General features: G+C 71.7%; 16 protein-coding genes and 1 pseudogene. 9 read left to right on the forward strand and 8 right to left on the reverse strand.

Annotated features, from left to right (window positions below):
* Positions 1–62 precede the first annotated feature (62 nt).
* The 5 genes and pseudogenes from AVL62_RS00005 (at position 63) to AVL62_RS17610 (ending at position 2,593) form a co-directional block, all read left to right on the forward strand.
* Complete coding sequence (locus tag AVL62_RS00005) at positions 63–857, forward strand: multicopper oxidase family protein (RefSeq protein WP_058889647.1); 795 nt, start codon at positions 63–65, stop codon at positions 855–857.
* Between the two features lie 42 nt (positions 858–899).
* Entirely contained in the window at positions 900–1,190 is a 291-nt protein-coding gene (locus AVL62_RS00010; protein ID WP_058889648.1) for an SHOCT domain-containing protein, read from the forward strand.
* Between the two features lie 60 nt (positions 1,191–1,250).
* Complete coding sequence (locus tag AVL62_RS00015) at positions 1,251–1,829, forward strand: DUF305 domain-containing protein (RefSeq protein ID WP_201023157.1); 579 nt, start codon at positions 1,251–1,253, stop codon at positions 1,827–1,829.
* A 277-nt stretch (positions 1,830–2,106) separates the two neighbouring features.
* Positions 2,107–2,238, forward strand: a pseudogene (locus AVL62_RS17605) (ion channel); the annotation flags it as partial.
* A gap of 139 nt (positions 2,239–2,377) precedes the next feature.
* Positions 2,378–2,593 (forward strand): hypothetical protein, encoded by a 216-nt coding sequence (locus AVL62_RS17610; RefSeq protein WP_235585443.1) that lies wholly within the window; start codon positions 2,378–2,380, stop codon positions 2,591–2,593.
* Positions 2,594–2,735: 142 nt separating this feature from the next.
* On the opposite strand, the gene AVL62_RS00025 is transcribed toward AVL62_RS17610, so the two are convergent.
* From AVL62_RS00025 to AVL62_RS17415, 7 genes are read right to left on the reverse strand one after another with little or no spacing between them, the layout of a single operon-like run.
* Positions 2,736–4,142 (reverse strand): NADH-quinone oxidoreductase subunit N, encoded by a 1,407-nt coding sequence (locus tag AVL62_RS00025; protein ID WP_201023158.1) that lies wholly within the window; start codon positions 4,140–4,142, stop codon positions 2,736–2,738.
* Positions 4,143–4,157: 15 nt separating this feature from the next.
* Positions 4,158–5,648, reverse strand: a complete 1,491-nt coding sequence (locus AVL62_RS00030; RefSeq protein WP_058889650.1) for a complex I subunit 4 family protein — start codon at positions 5,646–5,648, stop codon at positions 4,158–4,160.
* 2 nt (positions 5,649–5,650) lie between these two features.
* The gene (locus tag AVL62_RS00035; protein ID WP_058889651.1) at positions 5,651–7,588 is read right to left on the reverse strand and encodes a proton-conducting transporter membrane subunit; all 1,938 of its coding nucleotides are present in this window, start codon (positions 7,586–7,588) and stop codon (positions 5,651–5,653) included.
* Entirely contained in the window at positions 7,585–7,887 is a 303-nt protein-coding gene (locus AVL62_RS00040) for an NADH-quinone oxidoreductase subunit NuoK (RefSeq protein ID WP_058889652.1), read from the reverse strand. The genes AVL62_RS00035 and AVL62_RS00040 overlap by 4 nt, the downstream gene beginning before the upstream one ends.
* Positions 7,884–8,447: an NADH-quinone oxidoreductase subunit J gene (locus AVL62_RS00045; RefSeq protein ID WP_058889653.1), complete on the reverse strand. Its 564-nt coding sequence runs from the start codon at positions 8,445–8,447 to the stop codon at positions 7,884–7,886. The genes AVL62_RS00040 and AVL62_RS00045 overlap by 4 nt, the downstream gene beginning before the upstream one ends.
* 2 nt (positions 8,448–8,449) lie before the next feature.
* The gene (locus tag AVL62_RS00050) at positions 8,450–9,397 is read right to left on the reverse strand and encodes a complex I subunit 1 family protein (protein WP_058889692.1); all 948 of its coding nucleotides are present in this window, start codon (positions 9,395–9,397) and stop codon (positions 8,450–8,452) included.
* 25 nt (positions 9,398–9,422) lie between these two features.
* On the reverse strand, positions 9,423–10,022 hold the full coding sequence (locus AVL62_RS17415; protein ID WP_134773242.1) for a hypothetical protein: 600 nt from the start codon (positions 10,020–10,022) through the stop codon (positions 9,423–9,425).
* A 78-nt stretch (positions 10,023–10,100) separates the two neighbouring features.
* Between AVL62_RS17415 and AVL62_RS17420 the strand changes: the two genes are divergently transcribed.
* Entirely contained in the window at positions 10,101–10,361 is a 261-nt protein-coding gene (locus AVL62_RS17420; RefSeq protein WP_201023160.1) for a hypothetical protein, read from the forward strand.
* A gap of 431 nt (positions 10,362–10,792) precedes the next feature.
* On the opposite strand, the gene AVL62_RS00065 is transcribed toward AVL62_RS17420, so the two are convergent.
* A complete protein-coding gene (locus AVL62_RS00065; RefSeq protein ID WP_058889656.1) occupies positions 10,793–11,137 on the reverse strand; it encodes an NADH-quinone oxidoreductase subunit A in 345 nt (114 codons plus the stop codon).
* A gap of 591 nt (positions 11,138–11,728) precedes the next feature.
* Between AVL62_RS00065 and AVL62_RS18145 the strand changes: the two genes are divergently transcribed.
* The 3 genes from AVL62_RS18145 to lnt are packed head-to-tail and all read left to right on the forward strand — an operon-like array spanning position 11,729 to position 14,693.
* Positions 11,729–12,079 (forward strand): heavy-metal-associated domain-containing protein, encoded by a 351-nt coding sequence (locus AVL62_RS18145; RefSeq protein ID WP_153011578.1) that lies wholly within the window; start codon positions 11,729–11,731, stop codon positions 12,077–12,079.
* Positions 12,076–12,996, forward strand: coding sequence for a prolipoprotein diacylglyceryl transferase (gene lgt / locus AVL62_RS00070; protein ID WP_201023161.1), 921 nt, complete (start codon positions 12,076–12,078; stop codon positions 12,994–12,996). The genes AVL62_RS18145 and lgt overlap by 4 nt, the downstream gene beginning before the upstream one ends.
* Positions 12,993–14,693, forward strand: a complete 1,701-nt coding sequence (lnt, locus tag AVL62_RS00075) for an apolipoprotein N-acyltransferase (RefSeq protein ID WP_083518545.1) — start codon at positions 12,993–12,995, stop codon at positions 14,691–14,693. The genes lgt and lnt overlap by 4 nt, the downstream gene beginning before the upstream one ends.
* Positions 14,694–14,740 lie beyond the last annotated feature (47 nt).

Below are 14,740 nucleotides of genomic sequence, written 5' to 3' on the forward strand. Positions count from 1 at the left end.
GGGGGGGGGGGGGGGGGGGGGGGGGGGGGGGGGGGGGGGGGGGCGATCGGGAGCGTTGGCGGGTGGTCAACGCCTGCTCCTCCCGCTTCGTGTCGTTGCGGTTGTCCGGCGAGGGCAGCTCCGCGCGAGTGGTCGGCCGTGACGTCGGCCGCCTCCCCACGCCGGTGGCCCTGGAGGAAATCGTCCTGGCCCCGGGCAACCGGATGGACGTGCTCGTCGACCTGGCCGAGGGCAGGACCGAGCTGGTCGCCGTGCCCGTGGACCGCGGCCAGATGATGGGCGGGATGATGGGCGGCGCCGTGGGCCCGGAGGACTCCGAACGGGTCCTGGCCAGCCTCGACGTACGCGGGGGCGGGGGGCCCTCGGTCGGTGAGGCCTGGGACGGCGACGGCGGCGCGGGGGCGGCCCCCGGTGCCGACGGGCTGCTGGCGGACCTGCGGGACGCGCAGGTCGACCGGCGCCGGCAGCTGGCCATGGAGATGTCCATGGGCGGCGAGATGATGGGCGGGGGCGGCCGTGGACCGGGCGGGATGATGGATCTCACCATCGACGGACGGTCCTTCGACCCTGACCGCGTCGACCAGCGGGTGCGGCTGGGCACGGTCGAGGAGTGGACCATCGGCAACGTGGGCCCCATGGACCATCCCTTCCACCTGCACGTGTGGCCGATGCAGGTGCTCGACGTCGACGGGCAGGCTCCCGAGGAGGTGCTGTGGCTGGACGTGGTCAACGTCCCGGCCGGCGGCAGTGTCACCGTCCGGGTCCGGTTCGCCGACTTCGGCGGACGGACGGTCTACCACTGCCACATCCTCGACCACGAGGACCTGGGCATGATGGGCACGATCGTGGCCGAGTGAGCCGACGACGTTCGTACCGACCACGAAGGAGAGGAGAGAACGATGATGGGCAACGGCTGGGGAGCAGGTATGGGCTGGATGTGGATCTTCTGGCCCCTGGTCATCCTCGCCACCGTCGCCGTGGTGGCGCTGCTGGTCCGCTTCGGAGGGAGCGAGCGCACCCGCCCACCCGGGCCGGCGGACCACCCGCCGACCCGCGAGACCGACGAGCCGACCGCGGCCGCAGGGCAGTCCGCGGCGCGCCGGATCCTGGACGAGCGCTACGCCCGCGGGGAGATCGACGAGGAGGACTACCGGACCCGACGTCGACGCCTCGGCGAGCCGGACGCCTGAGGAGCACCTAGCATCACCGCATACCCCCATCGGTATTTCTGCCACGAGGAAGGAACGCGCATGTCCCAGCACGACCAGAGCCAGCAGACCGAGCAGGACCACCAGCAGCACCAGAAGCACGAGCGGAAGATGTACCTGGTCTTCGCCGCGATGATCACCACCTCGACGGTCACCATGTTCCTGCTGACCTACACCAACGCCTTCACCTGGTCGCACATGACGTTCAGCGAGGAGCGGGTCTACATGGCCCTGCTCATGGGCTCCGCGATGGCCATCATCATGCTCGGCTTCATGTGGGGGATGATGTACAAGAACGTCAAGGTCAACCTCGCGATCATCGCCGGTGCCCTCGTCCTGGGCCTGACCGCCCTGTGGCTCTCCCGCTCCCAGACGCTGGTCGACGACCAGGCCTACATGAACGGGATGATCCCCCACCACTCCATCGCCATCCTCACCAGCGAGCGCGCCGACATCGACGACGTCCGGGTCCGCGAGCTCGCCGACGAGATCATCAAGGCCCAGCGCAGGGAGATCGCCGAGATGAAGTGGCTCGTCGACGACATCGAGAGCAACGGCGAGGTCACCACCGAGCAGGAGGCCCAGCAGCGGCCCGTCCCCGAGTTCGAGGGCACGCCGTGAGAGGCACCTCGTGACGGTGGTCGTGACGACCCTCGCCGGGATCGTGGTGATCGGCGTCGGTCTGCACGACATGTTCCACACCCTCCTGCACCCCACGGGTCAGGGACGTCTGAGCCGGGCGGTGCTGGCGGGGATGTGGAGGGTCTCGAAGGCGACCGGGCACCGCCTCGGTTCCACCGTCGGACCCCTGGCGATGGTCACGGTGATCCTGGTGTGGGTGCTGCTGCAGCTGCTCGGCTGGGCGCTGATCTACCTGCCGCACGTCCCCGAGGGGTTCATGTACTCCTCCGGGGTGGACCCGGCGGACTATCCCGACCTCGTCGAGGCGGTGTACCTGTCGGCCGTCACGCTGAGCACCCTGGGCTACGGGGACATGGTGGCGACGGACCCGTGGATCCGGACCGCCTCCCCTCTGCAGGCCCTGACCGGGTTCGCCCTGCTCACCGCGGCGCTGACGTGGTTCACCCAGATCTACCCGCCGCTGTCCCGCCGGCGCGCACTCGCCCTCGAGCTCAAGGGCCCTGGCCGACAGCGACCGGGCAGAGGGCATGGACGAGGACCCCGCAGTGCTGACGCGCGTGCTCGACACCCTCGCGGCCGAGGTGGTCACGGTGCGCATCGACTTCGCCCAGCACACCGAGGGTTTCTACTTCCAGGAGAGCGACCCGGACCTCGCGCTGGCACGCCAGCTGTCCTACGCGCTCACGTTGCGCGACAAGGCCCTGGCCTCCTCCGAGCCTGTGGTGCGTCGCAGCGGGCGATAGCTGTCCCTGGCGATCGACCAGCTCAGCTCGGAGCTCGACGACAGCTTCCTGCACACCGGCGGTGATCCCGAGCGGGTGCTGGCCGCGTATGCCGCCGATCACGGTCAGGAACCGCGCGCCCGGGACTGAGCAGCCCGGTGGGTCACAGGGAGACGGTGGCCCAGAGGGCTCCCGCTCCGACGCCGAGGAGGAGGCTCAGGGCTGCGGTCCCGATCGCCGACGTGCGCGACCAGCGCGCTGGTGTGCCGGCGTCCTCCTCGGGCTGGCCCGCTCCCTCCGCGCGGTTGTAGAGCGGTGCGATCCAGCGCAGGTAGTAGAAGAGGCTGGCGACAGTGTTGACGAACACGAGCACGGCCAGCCAGGCGTACCCGGCGTCCCAGGCGGCGGCGGTGGTGGTGAGCTTGCCGACGAAGACCACGGTGGGTGGGGTGCCGACGAGGCCGAGGAGGGCCACGACCAGGGCTGCGCCCAGCCACGGATGGGTTCTGCCCATGCCCCGGTAGGAGCGCAGCTCGCGCCGCTGGGGGAAGGCGCTGGTGACGGCGAACGCCGAAAGGTTGGTGACGGTGTAGCCGGCCAGGTAGAGCAGCAGCGAGGGCAGGGCGAGGTCGCTGCGCCCGGCGACCGCGACCGGCACGAGCAGGTAGCCCACCTGACTGACGGTGGACCAGCCCAGCAGGCGCCGCGGGTCGCTCTGCCAGTAGGCGGCGAGGTTGCCCAGCGTCATGCTGGCCGCGGCCAGCAGCGCGACCAGCAACGGCCAGGCCAGGGTGTCGGGAAGGAGCGCGACGAGCCGGTATGCCGCGACGACGGCCCCGATCTTGGGCACGGTGGTGAGGAACGCCGCCACGGCTCCGCCCGCGCCCTGCGCCGCGTCGGGGACCCAGAAGTGCCCTGGCGCCCCTCCGGCCTTGAACAGCAGCCCGCCCAGCACCGCCACCACGCCGGCGGCGACCACCCCTGCGGGTGCGTCGGCAAGGCGGTCGGTCAGCTCGGCGTAGGACGTGGTGGCCGACACGCCGTAGAGCAGGGTGACCCCGGTGAGCAGCAGGATGCCGAAGAGGGCGCCCAGCAGGTAGGTCTTCATCGCGGCCTCGGCGCCCAGGGGCGTGCGGACGATGCCGATCAGGCCGTAGAGGGGGATGCTGGCCAGCAGGAACCCGACGGTCACGACGAGCAGGTCGCCTGCACCCGCCAGGATCAGGGTGCCGGTGGTGGAGAACAGCAGCAGCGCGTAGGTCTCGCTCTCCCGCGGGGTGCCGGCGATCTCGTCGGAGGCCAGCGCCAGCACGATAAGGGTGCCGAGCGCGGCGACGATCCGGGCGATGCCGGTGGTGGTGTCGACGGTGAAGGTGCCTTCCATCGCCGATCGGGCCGGGCCGGGCAGGTCGAGGGCGGCGAGGGCGGCCGCCACGAGCAGGGCGGCGGCGGCGACGGCACGGGTGACCCACTGGCGGGTCCTCGCCAGGAAGGACCCGCCCAGCAGGGCCACGAGCCCACCGAGGAACAGGACGATCTCCGGTGCGAGCAGGGCCGGCCGCATGGCCATGGACTCCACCGCGGTCTACCTCCCGACGAGCTGGACGAGGACCTGCGCCGCGGGCTCGATCACCTCGAGCAGCGGGCGGGGGAGGACACCGATGAGCAGCGAGAGTGCCAGCAACGGCCCGACGGCCCACACCTCGGCGGGACGCAGGTCGCCGAAACCGACGGAGGCGCCCTGGGTGGCGCCGGTGAAGATGCGCTGCAGCGCCCGGAGGAACAGTGCGGCGGTGATGAGGATGCCCAGCAGCGCGACCGCGGTGACCGGTGCCGCGGCGATGCTGCCGGTGAAGATCTGGAACTCGGCGATGAAGCCGGACAGCCCCGGCAGGCCGAGCGAGGCGAACGCCCCGACGGCGAACAGCGCCGCGAGCCTGGGGGCAGGGTCGGCCAGACCACCGTAGGCGCCCATGTCGTAGGTGCCGGCCCGCTCCCACAGCACCCCCGCGATGAGGAACAGGGCGGCGGTGACCAGGCCGTGGCTGACCATCTGGGTGGCGGCACCGGTGACCGCCACGGACCGCGCCTGCGCGGTGTCGCCGGCGACGATCCCGGCGGCGCCGACGGCGAGGACGATGTAGCCCATGTGGTTGACCGAGGTGTAGGCGACCATGCGCTTGAAGTCGGTCTGGGCCAGCGCGACCAGGGCGCCGTAGACGACGGAGACGATGCCGACGACCACGATGACCCAGGCCCAGGCCCGCCAGGCCTCGGGCAGCATCGGCATCGCGATCCGGACGAACCCGTAGGTGCCCATCTTCAGCAGGACGCCGGCCAGGACGGCCGAGCCGATGGCGGGTGCGTCGGTGTGGGCCGGGGGCAGCCAGGTGTGGAACGGCACCGTGGGGGTCTTGACCGCCAGCCCGAGCAGGATCGCCGCCAGCACCAGCGCACCAGCGGTCGACGACCCCTCCAGCGGGGTCTGCTCGGCCAGCTCCACCATGTCGAAGGTGTGCGGGTCGGCGGCGACGTAGAGACCGATGAAGCCGGCCAGCAGGGCCAGGGAGCCCAGAAAGGTGTAGAGGAAGAACTTCATCGCCGACCGGCCGGCGTCCCCGTGGCCCCACCCGGCGATCACGAAGTACATGCCCACGATGGACAGGTCGAAGAAGAGGAAGAACAGGATCAGGTCGGCGGCGACGAACAGGCCCAGGCTCACGCTCTGCAGGAACAGGAACAGCGCCGCCTGGGTCCGAGGCCGGTCCTCGCTGCGCAGCGCGAAGACCGCGCAGGCGAGGAAGACCACCGCCGTCATCGCCACCAGCGGCAAGGACAGCCCGTCCACCCCGACGTGGTAGCTGCTGTCCACCCCGGGGATCCACTGCGCGCGTTCCTCGAAGGCAAGCTGACCCTGGCCCGGCGGTTCGTAGGTGAGCCACACCGTGGCGACCAGCGCGAGGTCGGCGGCGGCGACGGCCACCCAGGTCCACCGTGCCGCCCCGTCGCCCAGCCGTGGCAGGGCCAGAAGGGCCAGCGCGGCGGCCAGGGGCAGGAAGACGATCAGACTGAGCACGTTCACCTCACCGTGAGCAGGAGCAGGACGCCGACCGCGAGGACCGCGGCGGCCTGGACGTAGTAGTGGTGCAGCTGCCCGCTCTGCGGGCGTCGCGCCAGCCGGCCGAGCTGGCGCACCCGTGCCGCGAGCTGCTCGACGGCGCCGTCGAGCCACCGGTCGTCCGCACGCCCGGCACGCTGGGCCGCCTCCACGCTCGCCCGGGAGCCGGACTCCACGGCGCCGTCGAGCACCCGGTCGTCGAACCTCGCCGCCCGGCGCGCCAGACCGAGGGCGCCCGCCGCGGACCCGGTCACGGCCCGGTCCAGAGCGTGGTCGTCGAAGTGCGCCGCCGCCTGTGCCAGCGCCAGGGTCGGCCGGACGACGAGAGTCCGGGTCGCCGGCTCCAGACCCAGCCAGTCCTGCGCCCACCCGGGGCGGGGCGCTGGACGCCACCAGACGAGCGCCAGCACGGCCAGCGCGATCCCGGCCGAGGCGAGCATCTCCACGAGGGTGGGGTGCAGCGGTTCCTCCCCGAGCGCGCGGGCGAGCGTGTCGCCCACCGGCGGCAGCGCGAGCAGACCGAGGACCAGCGCACCCGCGGCGAGCACGACCATCGGTGCGCGTTCGAGCACTCCGACGCGGCCCGTGCCGCGCTCCTCCTCGTCGAGGTGCCCCTCGACCACGGCGCGCTCCGCGGCAGGGACGGGCCGCCACAGGACGACCAGGATCTTGCCGGCGTAGGCGGCCGACAGGGCGGCGGCGGCCAGTCCCACGGCATACAACCAGGGTGAGCGCGCCAGGGCCGCGGCCAGGACGGCGTCCTTGGTGGCCCACAGGGCCAGGGGTGCGACCCCGGCCAGCGAGAGCACCCCGAGCGTGCTGGCCCACCCGACCAGCGGCCAGCGCCGGCCGACCCCGCGCAGGCCGGTCAGGTGCTTGGTGCCCAGCGCGGTGAGCCAGGCGCCGGCGGCCAGGAACAGCAGCGCCTTGGTGGAGGCGTGCGCCACCAGGTGTGCCGCACCGCCGCCGACCGAGCCCAGCCCGGCGCCCATCACCACGAACCCCAGCTGGGCCGAGGTGGAGGCCGCGAGCAGCTGCTTGAGGTCCTGCTGGGCCAGCGCGACCGCCCCGAGCAGCAACGCGGTCACCGCGCCGGTCCAGGCCGCGGCCGGGGCGGCCCAGCCCGTGGAGGCGAGCAACGGCTCGGTCCGCAGCAGCAGGTAGCCGCCCATGGCGACCATCGCGGCCGAGTGCAGCAGCGCACTGACCGGGCTCGGGCCCTCCATCGCCCGGGACAGCCAGAACGAGAACGGCAGCTGCGCCGACTTGCCCAGCGCCGCGACCAGGACACCGGCCGCCACCACCTGCCGCCACCCCTCGCTGCTCTCGGGCAGGTCGGCCAGGGCCAGCCCGGCTCCACCGGCCAGGGCAGCGCCGGCCGCGAGGTAGAGGCCCAGGTCGGCGGCGCGGGTGGTCACGAACGCGGTGATCCCGGCGGAGACCCGGTGCTGCTCGCGCCACCAGAACCCGATCAGGGCGAACGACGTCGCGCCCATGACCTCCCAGGCGAGCAGCAGCGCCGGCAGCGTCTGCGCGGTGCCGGTCAGGAGCGCGCTGGAGGCGAAGATGAGCATGAGGCCGTGGAACCGTGCCCGCGACCGCTGGATCTCACCCGCCGCGAAGAGCAGCACCAGGAGGGTGACGATGGCGACGGTCGGTACGACCAGCGCCGACAGCGCGTCCACGCCGAGGGCCAGGTCGCTGCCGGCCATGAAGGGCACCGACACCTGCGGTCGGGCACGAGCCACGAGCAGCGACAGGGCAGCGGTCAGGCCGGCCGTGGCCAGGGATGTCGGCACCGCGGCACGCTCGAGACGCGAGATGGCCAGTGCACCGCCGACGACCGCGGGCAGCAGCACGAGCAGCCAGAGGGCGGCCTGAGCCATCGACGGGCTCATCGGGTCAGGTCCGTGGCCATGTCGGTCATGTCGGCCTGCCGTTCCCGGTGCAGGAGAGTGGCGACCGCGAAGCCCATGGCCATCTCCAGGGTCATCGCGGCGATGATCACCAGGAGTAGGACCTGGCCGGTCGGGGTGGGCGCCACGAACCACCAGAACCCGGCGGCGGCCAGGATGATCCCGTTGATCATCAGCTCCAGGCCCATCATCACCATGACGACGACCTGCTGGGAGATCGCACCGTACAGGCCGACGCTGAAGATCGCGGCGGCGAGGAGCAGGGTGGCCTCCAGGGTCATCGGCCCACACCTCCGGGCTGAGGGTCCTCGGGGGTGGGCTGCCTCAGGTCGTCGCCGAACCGGTCGTAGCGCGTGCGGTGCGCCGCGAGCACGACGCCAGCCACGATGGTGGCGACCATGACCGGGCTGATCACGGCCATCACCAGCATCTTCGGGCCCATGAGAGCCTCGCCGAGGGCCTCGGTGACCTCTGGTGGTGGGCTGCCGCGGCGGGTGGGCCAGTCCACCAGGAGGATCCCGGCCGCCAGCACTGCGAAGGTGAGGACCGCGGTCGCGACGGCGGTCCTGTTGCTGTGGACCATGCTCATCGGCATCAGGGCGGGGTTCATGCCCATGAACATGACCATGTAGACGGCCATGACGGCCATCTCCATGACCATCATCAGGACGGTCACCACGCCGACGTAGTTCTGCTGCAGGAACAGCACCTGCAGGCCCACGGCGATAAAGGACAGTGCGAGCGCGTACGTGGCGCGGGCCATCGAGTCGACGTAGAAGACCGCGGCGCCGCTGATCACGGCGACCAGACCGAGGCCCCAGAAGGCGATGTCTGCGACCACGCTCAGGCCCTCCAGACGGCGATGACGGCGACGAGCAGGTCCTGGACCAGCACGGCCGGGAGCAGCACCATCCAGCCCACCTCCATGAACATGTCGGGCCGGAAGGCCGGCAACCGCCGCTGCAGCCAGACCAGCAAGGAGAGCACGGCCAGGGTCTTGACCAGTACCCACGCCCAGTCAGGCAGCAGCGGACCAGCACCTCCGCCGAGGAACATCGGGACCGAGAACGCCGCACCGGCCCCCAGCAGGGCGTAGCGACCCGTCTCGAACACCAGCCGGTCCACCCCGGACAGCTCGGCCCGCACGCCGCCGGCGATGTCGCTGCCCAGCGCCGGGGCGAACGGGCCCCATACCGAGAAGGCCGCGACCCCGAGCAGGTAGACGAGGAAGGCCACCGGCATCCACACCGCGAACCACAGGCCGTCCTGGGCTGCGGCGACCGTGCCCACGTTGAGGCTCTGCGCCGCGATCGCCGGAGCGACTAGCGCAAACATCAGGGGCAGCTCGTAGCCCAGCCCGTGCGCCAGGAAGCGGTAGCCACCGACCAGCGAGTGCGCCGAGTTGGCGCCCCACCCGGTCAGCCACACCAGGGCCCAGACCAGGACGTCCATGGCGTTGAACCACATGACCCCCACGTCCAGGTCGAAGATCGTCCACCGCCCCAGCGGGACCACCGCCACCATCAGCGCAGCCGTGACGATCAGCCCTGCCCCGCCGACGCGCCACAGAAGGGTGTCGGCCTGCACGGTGGTGCGACGTCGTTGCCGCATCAGTCGCGCGGCCTCGCCAAAGGGGCGCGCCGCGCCGCTCGCGCCACCGCCCGGGCCGCCGCTGGAGCGTGCTGACAGGACGCCGTCGAGCATCCCTGCGACGAGGACCAGGGCACCGAGGATGGCCACCGCGGCCAGCGCCCAGCCGGGCGCCACGGTCACGACTGGGGAGTCCGGCACGCCTGGGCTCTGCACCAACGCCAGCTCACCCATGGGCCGCCTCGTGCTGGGCGTGGTGGGCCCGCAGCTCGTGGAGGTCGAGGCTGGCCAGGACCAGACGTGCAGCCGCGAGGTCGAGTCCGACGACCAGCTTCCCCAGGTGCTCGACACGGACAGCCGGGCGGTCGCCGAGTCGGGAGGCCGCTGCCGCACGGTCCACCATGCGGACCAGCCTGTCGTAGGTATCGCCCGCGGAGTCCGCGGGCAGCCCCTGGTGGCGGACCTCCTCCTCGGTCAGCGGACGTAACCCCCTCAACGACCAGCGCAGCAGCCGTGAACGACGCACCCGGCGCTGGAGCCGCTCAAGGCCCCTCAGGTCCACCGGGTCTTCCCCGGCCCCCAGTGCCGCGTCGCGGAGCGTCCGTGCCTGGGCCGCGGCATCCTCCCACCCCGCCAGCGCCAGGAAGGAGACGATGTTGTCGAGCGCGCGGGCCCGGGCGTCGGTCTCGTCGCCGGCCTCGTCCGCGGCGCCGAGGACCTCAGCGCGTGCCTCGGTCACGACGTCGCCCTGCAGCGAGCAGTGCAGCACCAGTCCTGCCGGCCAGTAAGGCAGCACCGGGCCGAGCCGGACCTTCAGGACGTCCATCTCCAGACCGTCCCTGTCCTCCCCGCCCCCCGCCAGAGGGATTCCGCCAGGGGACATGTCCATGCCGTCGTGGCCGCCGTGACCTCCGTGGTCGCCGTGGCCTTCGTGTCCACCGCCTCCGCCGTGGCCTTCGTGCCCACCGCCTCCACCGTGGCCTCCGTGCCCCTCTGCGTCCTCATGGGCGTCGGGCTCCTCGGGACCTGCAGGGTGCCTGTGGTCTCCCTCGTGGCCGGCATGCTCCTCGTGGCCGGCATGCTCCTCGTGGCCGGCATGCTCCTCGTGGCCGGCATGCTCCTCGTGGCCGGCATGACCCTGGTGCTCGCTGTCACCATGACCTGAGTCATCCGCGTCACCCGGCTCAACGTGGTGGTCGTGGCCACCGTGCGCGTGCTGGGCCTGGCTGTCGTGGGGCTGGCGTGCGAGCAGATCGTCTGTCCTGGGTCGGTCCGCCGCGTCGTGCCGGTGGCGGTCGGGGGAGAGAAGGAGTGCGTGTGCCTCGTCAAGGACGGCCGCGACGTCCTCGACGCGAAGGGCCTGGACGGTCACCCGCGGCCCTGGCATCTGGTGCCACAACTGGTCGACGGCCTCGCTGAGCCGTGGCCCGGGAGTGCCGCACACGACGAGAACGTCAGCGTCTGCCGGGGAACGGGCCACTTGCCATCCACGCGCGAGCACGGCGTGCTCGGCCACCATGCGCGTGCGTCCCCATCCGGGCACCTCGACCAGCAGGGCGTGCGCGTACCGCGCGGCGACGCGCGAGCTCGCCTCGCTCAGACCCATCGCAGGGCACCTTCCCGCCACGCCCAGAGGACGGCGACGAACAACGCAGCGAGGAAGAGGAACATCTCGACGACCGCCGTGGTGCCGATCTCGGCGACGACGACGGCCCAGGGGTACATGAACAACATCTCGACGTCGAAGGCGAGAAAGAGGAGGGTCGCCAGGTACCACCGCACGTGGTACCGGGACAGCGCGTGCTGCTCGGGAATCCAGCCCGACTCGAACGGGAGCACTTCGAGGGGATCCGGCGTGACCGCCGTCCGACGGTGCAGCCCGTACAGCACAAGCACGGGTACGACGGCGGCGACGGCCATCACGACGACACCCAGGTACATGGACCTCCCTTCGGCGCCCTAGATCCTGCCTGACGGTCGAGCATCTGTCGACCTGGGCGTTTAGCCAACGTCGCGTGCTGGCCCTGGCCGCGCCCGCACGATCGCAGGGGTCTACAGGGTTGGGCCGAGACCACTGTCAGGACCAGCGCCAGGCACCAACCACCGAGAGTGCAACATCGGCGAGGGCGCCGGGGCTGAAGACCGTGCTGACCGGCCCCGCCGGAGTGGCCACACGGACCGGCGGGACCGCGCTGGCCGTTCCAGGGTGAGGCATCGCCTGGAAACGCCTGACCCGTGGGGTGTCGAGGCCCTTCCTGGAGTTCTACAGAAAGGGCATCCGGCCAGGAAAACCATCGCGCAGCTCACCGAAATGGTGCACAAGGATGAGCCCTTGGGCCACCTGGCCGCTGCTGCCGTCTACGCGGAGATCCTCATCGGCAGTGCCGTTCCCTTCGCTGAGCTGCGGCGGCGTAGGCCAGCCCGCTGTGCGAAGGTCTTCATCAAAACTCCACCGTTCGGGAAGGCCTCACGCATGTCCGCCTGGTTCTCTGGGGCGGGACAGATGCCTTGGGTGTTGTGGAGGTGTGGAGCATGACCACGCAGACGTACCGGGTGCTCGGTCTGACCTGCGGTGAGTGCCTGGCCCGGATTCTGGACAGCGTGCGCAGCCTGAGCGGTGTGCAGGCGGTCGCCGTGAACCTTGTCGGAGGTGGTGGCCGCGCGCGCCTGAGGGTCGCAGCACGGCATGCTCTTGACACCGAGACCGTCACACGGGCCGTCGAGGGGGCCGGCTTCGTCATGGATGTCGCATCGTCGCGCCGGGCAGCTCCGATGGTCCGAGGCGCGGGAGCAGGCTCATCACCACCGCCGGGGGGTCCGGGGGACCGCCGTCACCCTCCGGGCGTTGATGCGCTGCCCGTCGCTGCGGGACGGCCCTTGTGAGACTGCTGACCGAGGTCCCCTACCCGGACCTGCCATCGTCGTTCGACGTCGGTCCCCTCACGGTGTACTGGTACGGCGTCATGTACGCCGTCGGGTTCCTGCTTGCCTGGGTCCTGGGAACTGTCCTGGCCAGACGAACCGGCTCAGGGTGGAGCGCTGACCAGGTCAGTGACCTGATCCTCTACAGCATCGTCGGTGTCGTCGTGGGCGGCCGCCTCGGGTACACCCTGTTCTACGGGCTCGAGAACGCGGTGGCCGACCCGGTCAGTGTCCTGCGCATCTATGAGGGAGGTATGTCCTTCCACGGGGGTCTGCTGGGCGTGCTGGTGGCGCTGGGGCTTTACGCACGTCGCGCCGGGCGCAGCTTCTTCGCTGTCAGCGACTTCGTGGCACCACTGGTTCCCCCGGGGCTGTTCTTCGGCCGGATCGGGAACTTCATCAACGCAGAGCTGTGGGGAAAGGAGACCGCCGTCCCGTGGGGCATGGTCTTTCCCGGCGCCGGGGACGAGCCCCGCCACCCCACCATGCTGTACGAGGCCCTTCTCGAAGGTTTGCTCCTGTTCGGCGTCCTGTGGTGGTACACACGTCGCAGCCCCCCGGTTGGTGCTGTCTCGGGTCTGTTCCTCCTGCTCTACGGTGTGGTCCGCGTCCTCGTGGAGTTCCTCCGGGTGCCCGACGCCCACCTGGGTTACCTCGCCCTGGAGTGGGTCACCATGGGCCAGGTGCTCTCGGCGCCCATGGTCGTGGTGGGCGGCTACCTTCTGTGGAGCGCCCACCGGAAGCCGTCAACCATCGACCCACCAGGGGCGGCACGGGACCGTGGGCAGGCGCACCCTGACAAGTCAGTCAAGCGGGTGAGGCACGTTCGCGGGGGGCGCGATGCTGCTCACCGTACGGTCCACAGGAGCAGGGGATGACGGCCGCAGGGCCACCGGTTCCCGGCGACGTCCTGCGAGCGAGAAGGGGCACCGCACCGGGCGGCCGGGCGCTCACCGACGAGGCAAGCAGCGGCGCAGCACGGGCACGGCGCCGGGCACGGCGGGTCGAGGCGCATGGCGTCTCCGCTGCGCCAGGCTGGGTCGCTCGGCTGCTGCTGGGCCTGCTGGGAGGTGTCGCGCTGTGGCTGGCGTTCCCCGGGTATGACGTCTGGTGGCTGGCACCTGTCGGCTGTGCTGCCCTGGCCCTGGCGACCGCCGGCGCGCGACCGTGGGTAGGTGCAGCCGCGGGACTGCTGCTGGGGCTGACCTGGTTCGCCCCGATGTTCACCTGGGCCGCCACCTACGCCGGGGCCCCGGCCTGGCTGGCGATGAGCCTGCTGTCCGCGCTCTACCCGGCAGCGCTGGGGGCGCTGCTGGCCGGGTTGCAACGTGGGGGTGCGGTCCGACCGGTCGTGGGCGCCGCCGCATGGGTGCTGATGGAGTGGGCCCGCTCGGTGACCCCCTTCGGCGGCTTCCCGTGGGCCAGGCTGGGGTTCAGCCAGGCTGACTCACCGATGCTGGGCGCCGCCAGCGTCGTGGCCGTCACGGGGCTCGGGTTTCTCATCGCCCTGGTCGGCGGCTTGCTGGCCCTGAGCGTGCAGGGGGCCCGAGCCCGCGAGGGCCGCGGCTGGCCGAGGATGGTGACCCCGCTGGGAGCGGCGGTCGTGTTGGTGGTGGCGCCGGCGCTGGTGCCACGCCCGGTCTCGGGGGAGACGCTGACCGTGGCGGCGGTGCAGGGCGACATCCCGGAGGGGTACGACCGGACCCTGTCTGCGGACCCGGGGACCATGCTGGCCCGCTACACCGGGCGCACGGAGGACCTGGCCGCTGGGGTCCGGTCAGGGGCGCTGCCCGCTCCCGACCTGGTGCTGTGGCCCGAGGGCGCCACCGACCTGGATCCCCTCGACCCCGGGGTCGGCCCGGTGGCGGAAGCGCGCATCAGGGTGGCCACGGACGCGGTGGACGCACCGGTGGTGCTCGGCGGCCTCTCCCGCAGGGCAGGGGCGGGCGCCGCGGCGAACATGGTCTTCAGCTACCTGCCCGACCAGGGACTGGACCAGACCTACCGCAAGGTCTACCTGGCGCCGTTCGGCGAGGTGATGCCCCTGCGCCCGCTGGTGCGCCATCTGAGCCCCTGGGTCGACCGCATCGAGGACCTCGTCCCGGGCGAGCGCCCCGGTGTCATGCCGGTTCCGGCGCGTGATGGCCGGCCGGTGGTTCTCGGCCTGGCGGTCTGCTTCGAGGTCGCGGTCGACCGGGCGCTGCGGGACGTGGTGATCGGCGGTGCCGAGCTGCTCGTCGTGCCCACGAGCAACGCCTGGTTCGGTCGGGGCGACCAGTCCGTGCAGCACCTGGCCATCTCGCGGGTGCGAGCCGTGGAGTACGGGCGGTCGGTCGCGCACGTCAGCAACGTCGGTGTCTCCGCCCTGATCGCCCCCGACGGCACCGTCACCGAACGCACGGCCGCCTTCACCGAGGCGACGCTGCTCGCCCGTCTCTCCTTGCGCACCGAAGCCACTCTGGCGGTGAGCACAGGACCGTGGGTCGTCCCCGGCGCCGCCGCCATCGTGGCGCTGGCCGCGGCCCAGCCCCGGAGGTCGCGCCGACAGGACCGAACGGGCACGCACTCGTCATGAGCCCGCCGTGGCGAGGCGTTCGCGGCCCGCGCCTTGCGGTTGGGCTT

It is taken from the genome of Serinicoccus chungangensis, assembly GCF_001483745.1.
GTDB classification, from domain to species: Bacteria; Actinomycetota; Actinomycetes; order Actinomycetales; family Dermatophilaceae; genus Ornithinicoccus; species Ornithinicoccus chungangensis_A.

Bases quoted from the DNA above. Each gene is read 5' to 3' on its own strand.
- AVL62_RS00040 (WP_058889652.1), bottom strand. From the start codon at position 7,887: ATGACCCTGGAGGCCACCCTGCTCCTCGCCGCCGCGATCTTCAGCGTC.
- AVL62_RS00010 (WP_058889648.1), top strand. From the start codon at position 900: ATGATGGGCAACGGCTGGGGAGCAGGTATGGGCTGGATGTGGATCTTC.
- AVL62_RS17415 (WP_134773242.1), bottom strand. From the start codon at position 10,022: ATGGACGTCCTGAAGGTCCGGCTCGGCCCGGTGCTGCCTTACTGGCCG.
- AVL62_RS00035 (WP_058889651.1), bottom strand. From the start codon at position 7,588: ATGAGCCCGTCGATGGCTCAGGCCGCCCTCTGGCTGCTCGTGCTGCTG.
- AVL62_RS17610 (WP_235585443.1), top strand. From the start codon at position 2,378: ATGGACGAGGACCCCGCAGTGCTGACGCGCGTGCTCGACACCCTCGCG.
- AVL62_RS00025 (WP_201023158.1), bottom strand. From the start codon at position 4,142: ATGGCCATGCGGCCGGCCCTGCTCGCACCGGAGATCGTCCTGTTCCTC.
- AVL62_RS00015 (WP_201023157.1), top strand. From the start codon at position 1,251: ATGTCCCAGCACGACCAGAGCCAGCAGACCGAGCAGGACCACCAGCAG.
- AVL62_RS18145 (WP_153011578.1), top strand. From the start codon at position 11,729: ATGACCACGCAGACGTACCGGGTGCTCGGTCTGACCTGCGGTGAGTGC.
- AVL62_RS00065 (WP_058889656.1), bottom strand. From the start codon at position 11,137: ATGTACCTGGGTGTCGTCGTGATGGCCGTCGCCGCCGTCGTACCCGTG.
- lnt (WP_083518545.1), top strand. From the start codon at position 12,993: ATGACGGCCGCAGGGCCACCGGTTCCCGGCGACGTCCTGCGAGCGAGA.